A 17,357-nucleotide genomic window follows, 5' to 3' on the forward strand; every position below is an offset into this window, starting at 1 on the left:
GATTAGGCTGGCATCATGACTCCCCGGCCCGCCACCGTGTCGGCGCGCAGCGTCGACGACTACCGCGACACCGTTGCCGAGCTGCTGGCCCATCTCGCCGATCGTCCGGACGAACAGGTGCCGGTACCCGCCGCGCTCGGGCGCACGCTCTCGGCAGATGTGGCGTCGCCGATCGATCTGCCCGTGTTCCGCAATTCGGCGATGGACGGTTACGCGGTACGCGCCGCCGATGTCGCCGTCACACCGGTGACCCTGCCGGTGGGCGGGGTGATCGCGGCGGGCAGGCCGGGTACCGAAGCGCTGCCCGCGGGTGCGGCCGTGAAGGTGATGACCGGTGCGCCGCTGCCCCCGGGCGCCGACTGCGTGATCCCGGTGGAGGACGTGCAGGCCGACGGCGCCCGGATCGTGATCGAACGGGGCCGTGGCCGTGGCGAGTTCGTGCGCGAGGCAGGCACGGATGTGCGGGCCGGCGAGTTGCTGGCGCGGGCCGCGACAGTGCTCGCGCCCCGCCACATCGCCGCGCTGGCCGCCGTCGGACTGCCCACCGTGGGCGTGCTGACCCGGCTGCGCGCGGTCTGTCTCACCACCGGCGACGAACTGCGGCCCGCGGGTGCGGCGCTGGCGCCCGGACAGATCTACAACTCCAACGGCATCGCGCTGGCCGCCGCCCTGCAGGCCGACGGTGTCGAGGTGCTCGAGGTGGCCCACAGCACCGACGACCCGGCGATCTTCACCGACCTGCTGCGTTCGGCGGTGGCGCGCGCCGATGTGGTGTTCACCTCCGGCGGTGTGTCCAAGGGCGACTTCGAGGTGGTCAAGGATGTGTTGCAGCCGCTGGGCGGAACCTTCGGCCCGGTCGCGGTGCAGCCGGGCGGACCGCAGGGCTACACCGTGGTCGACGGCGTGCCGGTGCTCAGTTTTCCGGGCAACCCGGTGAGCACGATGGTGTCCTACGCGGTGTTCGCCCGGCCGGCCATCCGCGCGCTGGCTGGCCTGCCGGCTCCCGAGAGCCGCGAAACGACCCTGTTGACCTCGGTGCGCTCCCCCGCCGGCAAACGCCAGTACCTGCGTGGCCGGGTGAACGCCGACGGCGTCGAGGTGGTGTCGGGTCCCGGCTCACATCTGATCGCCGGAATGGCCTGGTCCGATGCGCTCGTCGATGTGCCGGCCGAGGTCACCTCGTTGCCGACCGGCGCAACTGTGCGAATCTTGAAGCTATGAGCGAGTTGTCGCACGTCGACCGCGAAGGTCGCGCCCGCATGGTCGATGTCAGCGCCAAGGCCGACACCACCCGGATCGCCGTTGCCGCAGGCGAATTGCAGACCACGGCCGAGGTGGTGGCGTTGGTGCGGGCCGAGGGCATGCCGAAGGCCGATGTGCTGTCGACGGCACGGCTGGCCGGAATCGCCGGTGCCAAGCGGACTTCCGAGTTGATCCCGCTGTGCCACCAGCTGGCGTTGTCGTCGGTGAAGGTGGAGTTCGGGTTCACCGAGACCACCATCACCGTCGAGGCGACAGCCAAGACGACGGGGCCGACCGGGGTGGAGATGGAGGCACTCACCGCCGTGGCCGTGGCGGGGCTCACCCTGCACGACATGGTGAAGGCCGTGGACCCGGCCGCGGTGATGAACGGGGTGCGGTTGGTCACCAAAGAAGGTGGCAAGCACGGGCATTGGGTGCGGCCGGAATCGCGGGGCGCCGACGGCGCCGAGCGGCTCAGCCGGCCAGCGCAGGCCGACGCCGAACCGGCGGCGAGCACGCCGTCGCCCGCCGCAGGCACGCCGTCGCCCGCCGCCGGCGCGCCATCAGCCGCCGCCGACGCACCATCAGCCGCCGCCGACGCACCATCAGCCGCCGCCGACGCACCATCAGCCGCCGCCGACGCACCATCAGCCGCCGCCGACGCGCCGTCAGCCGCCGATCGCACGACGGCACCCGAGCACGGACACCGATCCATGGCCACACGCGGGCACGAGTCCATGACCACGGGCGGGCGCGAGGCAGGGGTACGTGGGTGTGAAACGGGCGGGCACCAGCACGGACGGGCCGCCGCGCAGCATGGCGGTGATGATTCGCGTACCGCGGTGGTGCTGGTGGCCTCCACCGGTGCCGCGGCGGGGACACGCACCGACACCACCGGGCCGGTACTCACCGAATGGCTGACCGCACAGGGTTTCTCGGTGCGCGGTCCGCTGGTTTACGCCGACGCCGAGATCGCCGCCGGGCTGGCCGACGCCCTGAGCGCGGCGCCCGCTCTGGTCGTCACCACCGGCGGCACCGGCGCCTCGCCCACCGACGCGACTCCCGAGGCCACGCACGCGGTGCTCGACCGCGAGCTGCCCGGTGTGGCCGAGGCCATCCGGCAGCGGGGCACCGCGAAGTTCCCACTCGCCGCGCTCAGCCGCGGGGTGGCCGGGCTCGCCGGGAGCAGCGTGGTGGTCAACCTGCCCGGCTCCCCCGGCGGCGTGAAGGACGGCATCGCCGTGCTGGAGCCGCTGTTGGACCATCTGCTCGCGCAAGTAGCCGGAGGCGGCAACCATGAATGACCCCGGCTCGGTCCGGTTGACCGCGATCAGTGATCAGGATCTCGACCCCGTGGCGGTCGAGAACGCCGTGGACGGACCGGAATTCGGCGCGGTGGTCGTTTTCACCGGCAAGGTACGTAACCACGATGGCGGTCAGGAGGTTTCGTCACTCGAGTACTCGGCGCACCCACAGGCCGAACGGTTCCTGCGCGCGGTGTGCGCCGAAGTCTCCACCGCCAGTGGGCTGCCCGTCGCCGCGGTGCACCGCATCGGTTCGCTCACCATCGGTGATCTCGCGATCGTGGTGGCCGTGGCCGCCCCGCACCGGGCCGAAGCGTTCACTGTGTGTCATCAACTCGTGGACCGCATCAAACACGAGGTGCCGATCTGGAAACGGCAGCTGTTCGCCGACGGGCTGTCGGAATGGGTCAACGCCTGCGGTTAGACCACGCTCGGGGTGTATCGCCAGACCGGGAGCATCGCCTGCCCGTCCAAGAGTGCTGCGCCGTCGAACACCGTGGCGGCCAACCTCTTGCGTGCCGCTTCGGCGTCGAGGCCGCTGCCGATCAGCACCAGGTTCGTCACCCGCTGTTCGCCGCGTGCCCAGGTACCCGGCGTGAACACCACATGCCTGCCCACCAGGTGCAGCTCGAATTTGCGCCGCTCCCCCGCCACCGCGAAGCTCACGTAACCCTTGGCGCGGAACAGGCCAGGTGGCGGGTCTTCGAGGAAGTCGACCAGCGCGCGAGGGTCGAGAGGGTGCTCGCTGGTGAACGACACCGAGGCGTATTCGTCGTGCAGATGACGGTGCGCGGGGTCGTCGTGGTCGTGGTCGTGCTCGTCGAGCAGGGCGTCGAAGCTCAACTGCTGGGCCACTTTCGGCTCCGCCGGGGCGCGATCGTCGAACAGCAGGCCGGGGTCGACGCGGCCGTGCGTGGTGGCGTGGACCGGCACCTGGCCCACCCACTCCCGCACTTGCTCGCGTAAGCCGGCCAGCGCCTCGGCCGAGACCAGGTCGGCCTTGTTCACCAGCACCAGGTCGGCCAGGCGCAGGTGGGTGACCAGTTCGGGGTGACGGTCGCTCGTCTCACCGAACAGTTGCGCGTCGACGACCTCCACCAGCCCGCCGTATGCGATCCGCGGATTCGGGTTCGCCACCACCATCCTGATCAGATTCCGGGGTTCGGCCAGCCCGCTGGCCTCCACCACGATCACATCCACCGCACTGCGCGGCTGGGCCAACTGGGCGAACAGGTCGTCGAGTTCGGACACGTCCACCGCACAGCACACGCACCCGTTGCCCAGCGACACCATCGCGTCTACTTGGCCGGCCACCAGCATCGCGTCGATGTTCACCGCCCCGAAATCGTTGACCACCACACCGATCCGGGTGCCACGATTGTTGCGCAGCAGATAGTTCAGCAGCGTGGTCTTCCCCGACCCCAGGAACCCAGCGACGATCACCACAGGAATCACCGGTCCATGGTGCCACCCGCACCCGGGCGAGCCCGCCGCTGACCGATCCGAGCGCAAGTGCGCTGGTCAGCGCTGTCGTCAGAACGCCGAAAGCCGCCGTCGCCGAGGGCGGGTGCTGCTCGATGAGACAGGCTCGTCGCCGAGAACGGCTGCTGAGCCGGCGTGAGCTCGGCGTGTCTGTGCCCTCTTCGCGCCGCAGGCACTCGCTCGCGAGTCGGGCCGGTCGAGTCCGCGAGGACACCCAGCTCCGTGCCGACACGACACAGCCGCCCCTCACCTGCGAGGGGCGGCTGCGCGGTGCTGGACTATTCGGGACCGAAAACGATCCCTACCAGTGTGTATGCGAGATTGATCAGCTGGTTGGTGATGGCGGTGTTGTCCATGCCGAGGGACTGAGCCATCGGCATCAGCAGGTTCATGACGGTGAGCACCGGGCCACCCAGGGAACTGCTCAGCGAGGAGATGTCCGGAACCGACTCGTCGGGAGTGGACTGGGCCTTCGGGCTGGTACCGCGTTCGCGCGGGGTGGGCGCCGGTGCCGGAGCAGCGCCGCCGGGGGGCGCGGTGCGGACCTGGATGCCGGAACGGGCCGACGGGACACGGTCGCTGACCGGGGCGCGGGCCGGGGCGACCGCCGGGGGCGCCGGGTCTTCGACGGGCGGCGCCTGATCACCGGGCTCGTTCGGCGACGAACCGGCCGACCCGGTCGATACTCCCGGCCGCGCGGGCGGGCTCGCCGGGTCGGCGGCCTCACTCGACTTCGTGCCGGGTGCTGTCGCCGGGTCGGCGGCCTCGCCCGACTTCGTGCCGGGTGCTGTCGCCGGGTCCGCAGCCTCGCCCGACTTCGAGCCGGGTGCTGTCGCCGGGTCCGCAGCCTCGCCCGACTTCGAGCCGGGCGCTGTCGCCGGGTCCGCAGCCTCGCCCGACTTCGAGCCGGGCGCTGTCGCCGGGTCCGCAGCCTCGCCCGACTTCGAGCCAGGCACTGTCGCCGGATCAGCGGCTTCGCCCGGCTCGATCGGCTGCTGTGCGGGAGCAGTGGTGGTGGTCGGGTCCGCGGCGGCGCCGGGCTCCAGGGGTTCCTGGGCGGGGGTCGACGGCGTGGTCGCTTGGGCCGGGACGAGTTGGGGTGCCTTCGTCACGGGCTTGTTCAGCAGGAAGCCGACGACGCCCGTCGCGATGGCCACCGCGTGCTTCAACTGGCCTTCGCGGGATTCCAGCAGGGCCGCGTCCTCGGGGTTGGCCCCGTTGCCCATCTCGACGAAGACGAGCGGTACCCGTGTCAGGGCGGGACCGGCGACGTCGGCGCGGGTCTGCAAGCCCGCGGTGGCACCGGCGTAGTCGGCGGTGGGGATGCCCGCGGCGACGTACGCGTCGCGCACCGCGTTGGACGCGGCCAGGCCGGGTCCGGCCTGCGCCTGCTGGGCGGCGGGGTCGGGGATGGGCAGTTGCGGCACGATCAGGTGGAAGCCGCGCTGCTCGGGTGCGGCGCTGTCGGCGTGGATGCTCACCGCCACGTCGGCGCCGGATTCGTTGGCGGCGCGCGCACGGTCGTCCACACAGCCGCCCCAGCCGGTGTCGTCGGTGCGACTGAGCACCACCTCGGCACCCAGCGCCCGCAACGACTCCTGCACCAGCTGGGCGACGTCCCAGTTGATGGTGTGTTCGGGGACGCCGTGCAGTGACGTCATGCCGGTGGTCTGGCAGTCCTTGGTGCCGCCGCGGCCGTTGTCGACCTGGCGGGCGAGGTCCTGCGCGTGCGCGGTGCCCTGATGGCCGGGGTCGAGGAAGATCGTCTTGCCTGCGAGCTGGTCGCCGGTGCTCGGCTCGGGCGCGGCGTGGGCGGTCACGGGCACGAGCCCGGACAGTGACACCACGACTGCGGCGGAGACAGCGGAGCAGAGTCCGGCCTTGATGATGTTTGGTTGCATGTTTCGGTCGGCGCCCCGGAAACGGAGCACCCCTCCCTTCCCATTGGTAACACCAAACCCAGTGGTTTACTCTCGCAACACAGCAACCTCAGAGCAAGCACCGTTATCGAAATGCAACAGCCAGGAAAGAACCGCTCCGCATTGGTCGCGCGTTCAGATCCGGCCGCGATTCGGCGGATCAGACAATTTCCGGCAATCGCGGGCGCCCGCGTCCGTTAAGCGACTCTTCAGAATCCTGCTGGGCCGGTGCCGGAGAGTAGTTCTCGCGAGCCCGGCCGGGCCTGCTCCAGGAGGGGGGAGCAGGGCCGCCGGGCTCGCCCGTTTCCCGACTTCGCCCGAACCCGCCACGCGATCGCGTCCGGACGACGACAATCGCGGGCGAGGAGCGAACACGTGGACATCCATGCATTTCCGACCGGCGCACACACGCCGGTCGATCAGGCCGAGGCCGCCGGCATCGCGGACCGTCACCTGCCCACCGCGGCACCGGGCACCGAACGCCGCATCGTCGAATTCGCGCAGGGTTTCACCGTGCACGTCGTCGACCCGACGCACGCGCCGCCCGATCGACCGGTCGTCGTGCCCGGTTCGGTGTATGTCATCGACAAGGCGACCGCCGCGGTGTCGTGCTGGCCGACCTACCCGAGCGAGCTGGTCGCCGAACAGTACGCACATCTGCTGCGCACCGGGCGGCTGATCGTCGCCGACGAGTGGCCCGAACAGGATTGATCCACCCGGCGCCGATCCGCGCCGCACACAGGTGACTCCCCCACCCCTCGCCACTCCGGCATAGGGTGGATTCCGCGCGCCCGCGCACTACCGGATGCCGTTGACCAGCGTCGATGTCACTCCACCAGCATCGCGACGGCAACAGAATTGCACACATAGCGATGTGTGCATATGATTGCGGCGATCGAACACCGAAAGAGGGGAAACGATGGGCGCAGGACATGGACACGACCACGGGGTATCGGCAGACAGCGATCGGCGCTGGCTGGCCGGCGCGCTGGCGCTGATCGTCACGTTCCTGATCGGCGAGGTGATCGTCGGCGTCATCGCCGATTCACTGGCACTGCTCTCCGATGCCGCGCACATGACCACCGACGCCGCCTCCATCGCGCTGGCACTGTGGGCGATCCGGCTCGCGGCGCGACCGGCGACCGGCCGGATGACGTTCGGCTGGAAACGCGTGGAGATCCTGTCGGCCCAGGCCAACGGACTCACCCTGCTGCTACTGGCACTGTGGCTCGGTTACGAGGCCATCCGCCGGCTGTTCGAGCCGCCGGAGGTGCACGGGGTCCTGGTACTGATCACCGCACTGGTCGGTGTCGCCGTGAATCTGCTCGCCACCTGGATGATCAGCCGGGCCGATCGGACCAGTCTCAATGTCGAGGGCGCCTACCAGCACATCCTCAACGATCTGTTCGCGTTCATCGCCACCGCCGCCGCCGGCCTGGTCATCATCCTGACCGGCTGGGTGCAGGCCGATGTGGTCGCCACCCTGATCGTGGTCGCGCTGATGATCCGGGCCGGCCTCGGGCTGATCCGCGCGTCGAGCCGCATCTTCCTCGAGGCCGCCCCCGAGCACCTGGACCCCGCGCAGATCGGTCGCGACATGGCCGCCCGCGAGCATGTCACCGAGGTGCACGACCTGCACATCTGGGAGATCACCTCGGGTTCGCCCGCCCTCTCCGCGCACGTACTGGTGGAGCCGGGCAACGACTGCCACGCGGTCCGCGAGGACATCGCGCACATGCTCGCGCACGACCACCACATCGAGCACGTCACCCTGCAGGTCGATCACGCCGGCCCACAGGTTCTCGACATCGGTATCCGTGACAGCAACACCCATCCCTGCGGCGACTCACACAGCCCGAAACACGTATCGCCGGGAAAGGCGCCGCACGCGCACTGAGCGAAACGGCAGAAGGCCCCACACCTGGTCGGTGCGGGGCCTTTCGCGTCGGTCACGCGCGATGGCGGACCTGGTCGCTATTGCGACTTGTGAGGCTTTATCAGCCGCCGAACGAGCCGGTCCACAGGGTGTCGACCAGACCGTGCAGGGCGGCACCGAAGGTGTCGAAGAGGCCGTTCAGGGCGGCGCTACCGGTGTCGATGATAACGGGGATCATAGTAATTCCTCTGTTTCTCGCATGGGCCCAGCCGGAGCTGGCTTACGAATGGCATATCGACGTCGATTCGGCCCGAGTTACGGTTTCATCAATTTGGTGACGGGGGTAACAGTTGGCTCATAAACCTATCACCACCTGGCCTTTTCGTGCAGTACGCGCAGTTCCTTAACACCTCATGAGAGCCTTCTGAGAATTATGTTACGCAATCCGGTAAGACTGCTGCCCCGATAATCGGGGGCACTGCTACACAATGTCTCGGCAATTATCCGAAACCGGCATTTCGGTCGAATAGCCCCGATCATGGTGCGCTACCGGCCCGCTGATCGGCGTGCCCGCCAACATGCGCAGCCCCAGCTCCAGGAAGGCCAGATGCGTGCGCATGCGGGCGACCGAGCCGACCGTCGTGGTCCCCATCGGTGCGCGCTGTCCAGCGAAGCGGGCGTCGAGCCAGTCGAGCACCACGGGCACGACGAGGAATTCGAGGGGCAGATGCGAGCCGCGGCGGATGCGCAGGTACCGAACAGTGGCGCCGGCCTGTTCGTAGCGCCGGACGAGGGCGTCGATGTCGGCCACGGCGATCACCTCGTCGCGCACGCCTTGCAGCACCAGCAGCGGGGCGGAGGGGGCACGGGTGCCCGGTTCGACGTCGGCGAGGATGCGGCGCAGCGCGGGCTCGGCGAGCAACTCCGCCACCCCGTCGCGTAGGTGGGCCGTGACGTCGCGGCGGGCGAAACGCAGCAGCAGGGCGAAAGTGCTGCGGTGCTGTGCCTCGCCGAGCAGCGCGCGGTAGGCGGCGTCGAAGTGATCGTCCAGCACGGGACCGAGCTCGGGGTAGGCGCGGCGCAGCCCGGCCACGAACGCGGCGGGGAAACCGGCGAACCAGCCGCCGTTGAGCCGGACGAACGCGGCGGCCGGATCACCGACCGGGGAACCGGCCGCCGCGCCGACGATGTCGAGCTCCGGCGCGTACTCACCGGCGAGCTCGGCCGCCCACGCGGTGGCCAGCCCGCCACCCGAATAGCCCCACAGCGCCACCGGGGTCGATGCGCTCAGGCCCAGTGGCGCGAAGCCGAGGGCAGCTCGGATGCCGTCCAGCGCCCGGTACCCGGGTTCGCGTGCCGCACCGAAGCGGCCACCGAGCCCCTCGTGATCGGGCACCGACACCGCCCAGCCCCGCCGCAGCGCCATCGCGATGATCGGCAGTTCCAGCGGCGCGATCGAACCGATGGTGCTGGCACCACGACGCAGTGCGTAAGACGGGAAACATCGCGGGGCGACAGCGTCGATGGCGCACTGGAACGACACCAGCGGACGCGCCACCCGCGGGTCGGCGCCCCACGGCAACAGCACCGTGGTCACCGTCACCTCCGCGAGGCCGTCGAGATCGCAAGTGCGGTAGAGCAGTTGCCACGCGGCGACGCGTTGGGCGACCACACCGAACAGGGCGAGCTCCACCGGGCGTGCCCGCACCACCGTGCCCGGAGCGAGCGTTTCGACGTCGGGTGGCGCGGTGTAGAAGGGATCATCGGGTGGCAGCGGTGGTGTGGCGGTCCGGCCGGCGGGTCGGTCGAGCAGGCCGATCACAGGCTGCCACCGCCACCGAAGAACCACGGATTGAACGCGCACACCAGTTCGGGGCCGTGCTCGGGGTCCAGCGCACGCAGCGCGATGGAGGTGGCGCGCGGTGAGTACATCATCGTCAGGTGGTCGGAGAGGTCCTGCTCGCAACCGGCTTGCAGGGTGATGTTGTCGACGGTCGCGCCGGGGCCCGCGGTCAGGAAGCCCAGCTCGAGGGGGTTCATCACCTCGTCCCAGCGGGAACCGACCACCGTGTAGTCGACACCTGGCACGGTGTCACCACCGGCGTTGAGGGTGGTGTAGAACGGCGAGCCGACGGCCTGTTCCACATTGGCCACGCCGATGATCGGCCGGTAGAAGCCGAGAATGTCGATGCCCGCGTTGTTGATCATGCGGCCCAGCGTCGCGATGCCGAGCAGCGACGTGCCGTGATGGGTGCCGCCGAAGGTGACGAGTTTGCCGACCTTGCCCTGTCCCCCTTCGAATTTCAGGTAGTGGTTGGCGATCGTTGCGCCCTGGGAATGGCCGATGATGTCGACCTGCTCCGCACCCGTCGCCGCCCGCACCCGTTCGATGAATCCGGCGACCTGCCGCGACGAGTCGGCCATCGGTCCGACGCCGTATCGGCCCGGTAGGACCGAGCCGAGGCCGCCGGACTGCACCAGCGAGGATCTGCCGAAGTTCAGGGTGAACACGCAGTACCCGGCCTCGGCCAGCCGTGGTGAGAGGTGGGCGAAAGTGTCGTAGGCATTGAGCCAGGTGCCGTGCAGCAGTACGACCGGGCGCGGGTGCTGCGCGGTCGGTTCACAGTCCCAGCGGTTGGCTGCGGGCGGTGCGGCATCGGGGTGCGTCAGCCCGTAGGCGAAGGCCGGCAGGTAGGCCGACATGGCGGGGCCTTCCCCGATGGTGTCGGAGGCGATACTGGCCGCGGCCGACCCGGAGCTGCTGCCGGTGTCGGCGATGGCGGTGGGGTGGCGACCGTCGGGCGCGGCCGGTGCGGCGGCGTCGAGGTATTCGGCCAGCGAGGCGATGGTCGGTTCCAGGGTGGGTTCGGCGGTGGCCGGGCCCGAGGCCGCGGTGAGACCGACGGCGAGGCCGAGCCCGAGCAGGGCACGGCGAAGGGGATGCATCGTTGCAGTCACAGGGATTCACTTCCGTAGAACCGCGTCGACGAGCAGGCGGCTCGAACGCGTGCCACGAATCTATGACCCACGACACAGCACTGTCACTGCACCGTGTACCGAGAAAGCGGCGCCGAAGTTGTCTCGGGCGCCAAGTTCTCCACGTTTTCGATCAGAAGGTCCACCACAGCCATGTCGTCGGACACAATCGGGGGATGCTCGCCGAACACCCCGTTTCCGAAACCCAGGTTCTGACGGCTCGCCTGCTGGCGCGCTGGCCCCAGATCGCCGAGCGCATGCTCGCCGACGGTCTCGGCTCCACCGCGCCCGCCGAGCTGCCCGCGGGCCACTTCACCGCCGAGGTCCTCCCCACGATCTATGCCTGTGGGCGGGCGGTGATGGAGGCGATCGCCGCCGACCGGGAGTTCAGCAAGGCCGAGGTGGCGGTGTTCGTCCGGCCGGTGGCCGAGCGCCACGCCGAAGACCGGTTGCCGCTGCCGATGCTGATCGACGCGATCCACGGCTCGGCGCAGGCCCTGCTGGCCGAGGCGGCGGCCCTGGCCGAGCCCACCGAGATGACCGAGTTCGTGCTGGTGTTCGCCAAGCTGCTCGAACTGCTGCGCCACATCAACATGACCGTCGTGGAAACCTACACCGAGGTCGAGCAGTCGATCTACCACGCCGAACGCGAAGCCCGGCGGGAACTGTGCTCGGCGCTGGTGCGCGGGCTGCCCGCCGAGGAATTGGCCGCCCGCGCCGATACCGTGCTGGCCGAGCAGTACACGGTGCTGGCCATCCACCTGAGCGAACCACCGCGCGTCGGCAGCGCGGCCAACATGGTGACCCGGCGCCGGATCCGGGTGCTGCAACGCGCCCTCGACGAACTCACCGCCACCACCACGCCCGCCACCTTCGACGGCACCAGCGGTATCGCGTTGATCGGCAACAGTTCCGACGCCGACGTCCTCGACGCCGAGCGGTTCGACGAACTCGCCGCCACGCTCGCCCGGCAGTTCGGGGTGCCGGTGTATCTCGCCGAATTCAGCGGGGTCGGTCGCGACGACATTCCGGCAGCCGCCAGGGATGCGGGTGAATTGACCGAGCTGGCGCGGCTGCGCGGCAAGCCGGGCGGTTGTTACCGGCTCGACGACCTACTGCTCGAATATCAGCTCACCCGGCCCGGACCGGCCCGGGAACGACTGGCACAGCGCGTGATTCCGCTCCTGTCCAGCCCGCATCTGATCGATGCTCTGGAGGCGCATCTGCGCTACGGTTCCGATCGCAAGACCGCGGCGCGCCGAATTCACGTACACCCGAATACTTTTACCTATCGATTGCGCCGCATCGCCGAACTCACCGGCCTGGATCCGGCCGATCCGACGGATTCACGTATGTTGGGCGCCGCTCTCACTGTGCACAGATTGCACGAAAAAACCCGCTATTCGACGTGTGCATCGAATAGCGGGTAATTCGTTTCCCGACAAGGAAAGTCTTACTGGCTGCGCTCTTTAGAGGTAGGCGCCGCAGGTCGGCCAGGCGCCGGGGCCCTGTCCGGCCAGCACGTTCTCGGCCACGCGGATCTGCTCTTCACGGCTCGCGTTGTGCGCGTAGCCGGTGCCGCCGTAGGCCTCCCAGGTGCTCTGCGAGAACTGGAGACCACCGTAGTAGCCGTTACCGGTGTTGATGCCCCAGTTGCCGCTGCTCTCGCACTGTGCCACGGCGTCCCAGTTGTTCGCCGAAGCGGTAGCGGTGGTCAGACCGGCGGGAACGGCGATCATGGCTCCGGCGACAGCGGCGAGACCGAGGGCACGGGTGGTGAACTTGCGATTGAAAGACATATGGGTTTCCTGCCTGCGCCCACCGGCCCGGTATTCGTTCTACCGCGTCCCTGCCCCTCAGGTGATGTCGGGGATCCTCGAATCGTGGAGCAGGCTTTCCGGTGTTCTTCGATTCGATTCGGCTCGGGTTGTTGTTCAAGCCGTGACCGAATGTAGCCGGAATGCCAGCCGAGATCACGTACCGATCACGGACGGTTCTGTAGCGGCCATTGTCCAAAGGAACACTGTTCACCGCTGGTATGCCGTGACAAATCCGTAATAACACCATTGTCGTTATAGGGCCGTAATGTGAGTGGGATCACGGTTTGAATGCGACCCGGGTCACGTTTCCAAACCGTCATTTCGGGCATGCCAGCGTTGCAGCATCGCCGGCATCTCGAGTTCCATGTAGCCGTAGAAGTCCTGCATCTCGTGCAGTCGCGCGGCAGTGACGGTGTCATCGGCGACCACTTCCAGACCTTCCTGCGCGGCGGCCTTCATGATCTTGAGCATCTCGTTCTGCTGGGAGAACAGGTTCGCCCATACGCCGCGCGGAAACCGGTAGCGCTCGCGGCGACTGCCCGGCGCGGGCACCCGCTCCACCATTCCCGACTGGGTCAGTTGCTTGATCGCGGACGAGACCGCGCCGGTACTGATGGACAGCCGCTCGCACAGGTCCGCGGCGGTCATCGTCTCCTGCTCGGTGTAGAGCAGCGCGGTCATCACCCGCGCCGTCGTCTTCTGCATACCGCCCTGAGAGAAGGTCAGGGCCAGCCGCTCGGCGGCATCACGTAGTCGCTGGTCAGAGTCCATGCCAACATCGTAGCGGGAACTTCGATAGTTTTGAAGCTTCACAGATCTCTGAAAGTTTGATAATCTTCGAGGCATGCACAACGCCATCGAAATCCGAGACCTCACCAAGACCTACGGCACCAAACGCGGGCTCACCGGACTGTCCCTCGACGTCCGGGCCGGCGAAGTGTTCGGTTACCTCGGCCCCAACGGAGCGGGGAAGTCGACCACCATCCGGCTGCTGCTCGACCTGATCCGGCCCACCTCCGGCACGGCGTCGGTGCTCGGACTGGACCCCCGCCACGACGGCGTCGAGCTCCGCCGGCGCATCGGTTACCTGGCCGGTGACTTCGTGGTCGACGGGCGCCAGCAAGTGCGCGAGTGCCTGCGCTTCCTGGCCGCGCTGCGCGGCGGCGTGCCGCAGACACGCATCGACGAGCTCGCCGAACGGCTGGGACTCGACACCCGCGCCACCATCAAGAGCCTGTCCAAGGGCAACCGGCAGAAGGTGGGCCTGGTGCAGGCCTTCATGCACCACCCCGAGCTGCTGATCCTGGACGAACCGACCTCCGGGCTCGACCCGCTGGTACAGCAGACCTTCCTGGAGCTGGTCACCGAAGCCGCGAACAACGGGCAGACGGTCTTCATGTCCAGCCACATCATGGACGAAGTCGAAGCCGTCGCCGATCGGGTCGGCATCCTCCGCGACGGGACGCTGGTGGCCCTCGACACCGTCGCCGACCTGCGCGCCGCCGCGATCCGCCAGATCGAGATCGCCTTCGCCGAACCGGTGACGATCGAAGAGTTCGGTGCGGTCCCCGGCCTGCTCGACCCGCAGCTCGACGCCACCGGCACCGTGCTGCGCGCTGGGCTCTCGGGCACCCCCGATCTGCTCGTGAAAGCTGCCGCCCGGCACACCGTGACCAGCTTGACCACCGCCGACCCGCACCTCGACGAGATCTTCCACAGCCACTACGCCGCCGCCGAAGCCGCCCCGCAAACCGCGGCCTGAGCTGCAAAAGGAATACAGAGATGACTGCCACCGTGACACCCCAGCCGGCCACCACCCACACCATCGTCTGCACCGAAACCCTGCGCACGTCCCGCCGCGGACTGCTCGGCTGGACGGCAGGCATCACCGCTGCCGCCGGACTCTACGCCGCCTTCTACCCCCAGATGGCCGCCAGCGGCGCCGCCCAGGCCGAGAACCTGCCCCAGGGTTTGCGCGACGCGCTGAACATGAACGACGTCGCCTCGGCGGCCGGTTACCTCAGTTCCACCGTGTTCGGACTGGTCGTGCCGCTGCTCGCGATGTTCTTCGGCGCCGCCGTCGGTGCGCGGGTCTCGGCCGCCGACGAGGAATCGGGCACCCTCGACCTGCTGATGGCTCACCCGCTCACCCGCACCTCACTGCTGTTGCAGCGCTTCGCCGCACTCGTGGCCGCGGCCGCGGGGATCGGGGTGACGGTGTGGCTGGCCATGCTAGCCCTGCGCGGTCCTGCCGAACTCGGTTCGGTCGGCATCGGGCAGTTCGCCGCCCAGTGCGTGCACCTGATGCTGCTCATCGTGTGCTTCGGGGCGCTGGCCACCGCGATCGGCGCCGTCACCGGTCGTCGCGGCACCGTCTTCGCGGTCACCGCGGTGGTCGGTGTGATCAGCTGGGCCGCGCACAGCTTCGCCGGCCAGATCGGGCTCGACTGGGCGGCATACCTGTCGCCGTTCCACTACTACATCGACAGCGAGCCGCTGCGCAACGGGATCGACTTCGGCGGTGTCGCCGTTCTCGCTGTCGCGTCGGCGGTGCTGGTCGCCCTGGGTGTCTACCGGTTCAACCACCGCGACCTCGGCTGAACAGCCCGGCACCCAACCGGCGTGATCGTGCAATCGGCGAATCAGTGCTCTGATTCCGCGACCCGATTGCACGATTTCGCCGTTTCCGGGCTCGCTCAGGCGAGCAGGCGCAGTTCGCCGGCCACCGCGACGGCGGCGGCTCGGGTGTCCACACCGAGCTTGTCGTAGATCCGGCCGAGATGGGTCTTCACCGTCGCTTCGCTGATGTGCAGGGCCCGGGCGATCTCCCGGTTGCCGAGGCCCTGGGCGAGCTGCCCGAGGATGTCGAGCTCCCGAGCGGTGAGGGTGGGGCCCGGGTTGCGCATCTTGGCCAGCACCCGCGCGGCGACCGGCGCCGACAGGGCGCTGCGACCCGTGGCGGCGGCGTGGACGGCGGCGAAGAGTTCCTCGGGTTGTTCGGCTTTGAGCAGGTAGCCGGTGGCGCCGGCTTCGATGGCGCGGGTGATGTCGGCGTCGGTGTCGTAGGTGGTCAGCACCAGTACGTGCGGGGCCGGCGCGGCAGTGGCGGTGATCAGCCGGGTGGCCTCGATGCCGTCCATGTCGCCACCGAGCTGCAGGTCCATCAGGACCACGTCGGGGTGCAGGTTTCCGGCCAGCGCCACCGCGGTGGGCCCGTCGGCGGCCTCGGCGACGACATCGATATCGGGTGCGCTCGACAGCAACGCGCGCAGCCCCGCGCGCACTACCGCGTGATCGTCACAGATCAGCAGGCGCACAGTGGTGGTCACGGCTCCGATATTAGTGCGGGCGACGACGACAGACGCCGAGTCGATCACCGGCTCAGGACTCGGCGAGCGGGACGACGACGGAAACGACTGTGCCGTCGCCGGGCGCGGATTCGACGGTGCAGGTGCCTCCGAGCTGACGTGCCCGCGCACGGATCGCGGGCAGGCCGTGTCCGCGGAACTCGGCACGGTCGGTCTGCGCATCCGGGTCGAAACCGCGGCCGTCGTCGGCGATGTCGAGCACGATCTGGTCGTCGAGGCTGGTCAAGGTGATGGTGGCGGTGGTGGCCGCCGCGTGTTCGCGCACATTGGCCAGTGCGCCCTGGGCGATGCGCAGCAGGGTGGCCTGCACCCGCTGAGTGAGCGGCCCGGCACTGCCTTCGATATGACAGCGCACGCTCAGCGTGTCGGTGCTCTCGCGCTCGGCGAGGGCGCGCAGGGCCGCGGCCAGTGAGCCGCCCGCGGCCAGGTCGGCGGGCGCGAGGTCGTGCACGAAGCGGCGGGCTTCGGCGAGGTCGCGCTCGGCGACGGCCGCGGCCGAGCGCAGATGCGTGCGGGCCAGTCGCGGATCGGTGTCCCAGACCCGGTCGGCGGCTTGGAGCAACATCCGCTGGCTCGACAGGCCCTGGGCCAGCGTGTCGTGGATTTCCATCGCGAGGCGCTGCCGTTCGGCCAGGGTGCCCGCCCATCGCTCCGTCGCCGCCAGTTCCGCTCTGGTCCGCACGAGGTCGTCGATGAGCGCGGCCCGGCGCTCGGACTGGCGGCGCATCGCCACGAACAGGGCGGTGGTCACCGCGGCCACCGCGGGCGGGGCGAGCACGAGGTTCGGGTCGAGCCACCCGGCCAGGCGGACCTGACTCCACACCACCAGCACCGTCAGCGCGGCGACCAAGATCACCGCGACGCGCTCCGAGAGAATCCGCAAACCCGTGTACACCAGCGGCACCGCGCACCAACCGAAGCTCGGCGCGAGCACCACCAGCACCGACCAGGCCGTCACCAGCAGCGCGAACCACGCCGACCGATGCGACTGCCGCAGTTCGCTCATCGCGTACGACAGCGCGAGCAGTGCGGCGAACACGATGATCACCGGTGTCGACGACGAGTCACCGTGCCGGATCAGCCACCGCATCAGTGAGGCGGCGAGCAGCACGTAGAAGGCGCTGTGGACGACGACGGCGAGCAGAGGTGTGTCGTCGCGCTGAGCACCGAGCAATCCGGTCATCGCCTCCACCTCGTTCCCGGCGGCCGGCGCCGCGGGTCTGCCCGCCCATTCTGTCTCCTGGCGCGGCGGTGGCGGGTCATCCGATCGGTTGACACGGGCATCAACCGATTCGTTCGTGAAGTCGCGCTACCTCACCGATTCGCCGGGGCTCGGCGGCGAACAGGATGGATATCACCAGGCCACGGTG

15 protein-coding genes and 1 pseudogene are annotated in these 17,357 nt (G+C 69.1%); 8 read left to right on the plus strand and 8 right to left on the minus strand.

Features of this window, described 5'->3' with window-relative positions:
* Positions 1-15: 15 nt before the first annotated feature.
* Genes ACFO5K_RS13120 through ACFO5K_RS13130 form a run of 3 tightly spaced genes read left to right on the plus strand, consistent with a single transcriptional unit; the run spans position 16 to position 2,970 of the window.
* The gene (locus tag ACFO5K_RS13120; RefSeq protein ID WP_378561079.1) at positions 16-1,221 is read left to right on the plus strand and encodes a molybdopterin molybdotransferase MoeA; all 1,206 of its coding nucleotides are present in this window, start codon (positions 16-18) and stop codon (positions 1,219-1,221) included.
* Positions 1,218-2,546, plus strand: coding sequence for a cyclic pyranopterin monophosphate synthase MoaC (gene moaC / locus ACFO5K_RS13125; protein ID WP_378561082.1), 1,329 nt, complete (start codon positions 1,218-1,220; stop codon positions 2,544-2,546). Before ACFO5K_RS13120 ends, moaC begins: the two co-directional genes overlap by 4 nt.
* The gene (locus ACFO5K_RS13130) at positions 2,539-2,970 is read left to right on the plus strand and encodes a molybdenum cofactor biosynthesis protein MoaE (RefSeq protein ID WP_378561085.1); all 432 of its coding nucleotides are present in this window, start codon (positions 2,539-2,541) and stop codon (positions 2,968-2,970) included. Before moaC ends, ACFO5K_RS13130 begins: the two co-directional genes overlap by 8 nt.
* Here the strand turns inward: ACFO5K_RS13130 and ACFO5K_RS13135 are convergent.
* Both ACFO5K_RS13135 and ACFO5K_RS13140 read right to left on the minus strand, forming a co-directional pair.
* Positions 2,967-3,992: a CobW family GTP-binding protein gene (locus ACFO5K_RS13135; RefSeq protein ID WP_378563794.1), complete on the minus strand. Its 1,026-nt coding sequence runs from the start codon at positions 3,990-3,992 to the stop codon at positions 2,967-2,969. The two genes, ACFO5K_RS13130 and ACFO5K_RS13135, sit on opposite strands and share 4 nt — an antisense overlap.
* Before the next feature lie 314 nt (positions 3,993-4,306).
* Positions 4,307-5,929 carry an N-acetylmuramoyl-L-alanine amidase gene (locus ACFO5K_RS13140; protein WP_378561088.1) on the minus strand — a complete coding sequence of 541 codons (1,623 nt, stop codon included), beginning with the start codon at positions 5,927-5,929 and terminating at the stop codon, positions 4,307-4,309.
* A gap of 393 nt (positions 5,930-6,322) precedes the next feature.
* Between ACFO5K_RS13140 and ACFO5K_RS13145 the strand changes: the two genes are divergently transcribed.
* Positions 6,323-6,658, plus strand: coding sequence for a hypothetical protein (locus ACFO5K_RS13145; protein WP_378561091.1), 336 nt, complete (start codon positions 6,323-6,325; stop codon positions 6,656-6,658).
* Positions 6,659-6,866: 208 nt separating this feature from the next.
* The gene (locus ACFO5K_RS13150; protein WP_378561094.1) at positions 6,867-7,844 is read left to right on the plus strand and encodes a cation diffusion facilitator family transporter; all 978 of its coding nucleotides are present in this window, start codon (positions 6,867-6,869) and stop codon (positions 7,842-7,844) included.
* A gap of 460 nt (positions 7,845-8,304) precedes the next feature.
* Here the strand turns inward: ACFO5K_RS13150 and ACFO5K_RS13155 are convergent, their stop codons facing one another.
* Together ACFO5K_RS13155 and ACFO5K_RS13160 are read right to left on the minus strand one after the other, a co-directional pair.
* Positions 8,305-9,645 (minus strand): lipase family protein, encoded by a 1,341-nt coding sequence (locus ACFO5K_RS13155; RefSeq protein WP_378561097.1) that lies wholly within the window; start codon positions 9,643-9,645, stop codon positions 8,305-8,307.
* On the minus strand, positions 9,642-10,769 hold the full coding sequence (locus tag ACFO5K_RS13160) for an esterase/lipase family protein (RefSeq protein WP_378561101.1): 1,128 nt from the start codon (positions 10,767-10,769) through the stop codon (positions 9,642-9,644). The genes ACFO5K_RS13155 and ACFO5K_RS13160 overlap by 4 nt, the downstream gene beginning before the upstream one ends.
* 206 nt (positions 10,770-10,975) lie before the next feature.
* Between ACFO5K_RS13160 and ACFO5K_RS13165 the strand changes: the two genes are divergently transcribed.
* Positions 10,976-12,229 (plus strand): PucR family transcriptional regulator, encoded by a 1,254-nt coding sequence (locus ACFO5K_RS13165; protein WP_378561103.1) that lies wholly within the window; start codon positions 10,976-10,978, stop codon positions 12,227-12,229.
* A 42-nt stretch (positions 12,230-12,271) separates the two neighbouring features.
* On the opposite strand, the pseudogene ACFO5K_RS13170 reads toward ACFO5K_RS13165, so the two are convergent.
* Together ACFO5K_RS13170 and ACFO5K_RS13175 are read right to left on the minus strand one after the other, a co-directional pair.
* A pseudogene (locus ACFO5K_RS13170) lies at positions 12,272-12,598 on the minus strand (transglycosylase family protein); the annotation flags it as partial.
* A 321-nt stretch (positions 12,599-12,919) separates the two neighbouring features.
* A complete protein-coding gene (locus ACFO5K_RS13175) occupies positions 12,920-13,390 on the minus strand; it encodes a GbsR/MarR family transcriptional regulator (protein WP_378561106.1) in 471 nt (156 codons plus the stop codon).
* A 73-nt stretch (positions 13,391-13,463) separates the two neighbouring features.
* On the opposite strand from ACFO5K_RS13175, the gene ACFO5K_RS13180 reads away from it, so the two are divergent.
* The gene (locus tag ACFO5K_RS13180) at positions 13,464-14,381 is read left to right on the plus strand and encodes an ABC transporter ATP-binding protein (protein WP_378561109.1); all 918 of its coding nucleotides are present in this window, start codon (positions 13,464-13,466) and stop codon (positions 14,379-14,381) included.
* A 20-nt stretch (positions 14,382-14,401) separates the two neighbouring features.
* Positions 14,402-15,220, plus strand: a complete 819-nt coding sequence (locus ACFO5K_RS13185; RefSeq protein ID WP_378561112.1) for an ABC transporter permease subunit — start codon at positions 14,402-14,404, stop codon at positions 15,218-15,220.
* Between the two features lie 95 nt (positions 15,221-15,315).
* On the opposite strand, the gene ACFO5K_RS13190 is transcribed toward ACFO5K_RS13185, so the two are convergent.
* Together ACFO5K_RS13190 and ACFO5K_RS13195 are read right to left on the minus strand one after the other, a co-directional pair.
* Entirely contained in the window at positions 15,316-15,948 is a 633-nt protein-coding gene (locus ACFO5K_RS13190; protein WP_378561115.1) for a response regulator, read from the minus strand.
* Between the two features lie 52 nt (positions 15,949-16,000).
* Positions 16,001-17,170: a sensor histidine kinase gene (locus ACFO5K_RS13195; RefSeq protein WP_378561118.1), complete on the minus strand. Its 1,170-nt coding sequence runs from the start codon at positions 17,168-17,170 to the stop codon at positions 16,001-16,003.
* Positions 17,171-17,357 lie beyond the last annotated feature (187 nt).

This window comes from Nocardia halotolerans (assembly GCF_042650145.1).
Taxonomy (GTDB): domain Bacteria; phylum Actinomycetota; class Actinomycetes; order Mycobacteriales; family Mycobacteriaceae; genus Nocardia; species Nocardia halotolerans.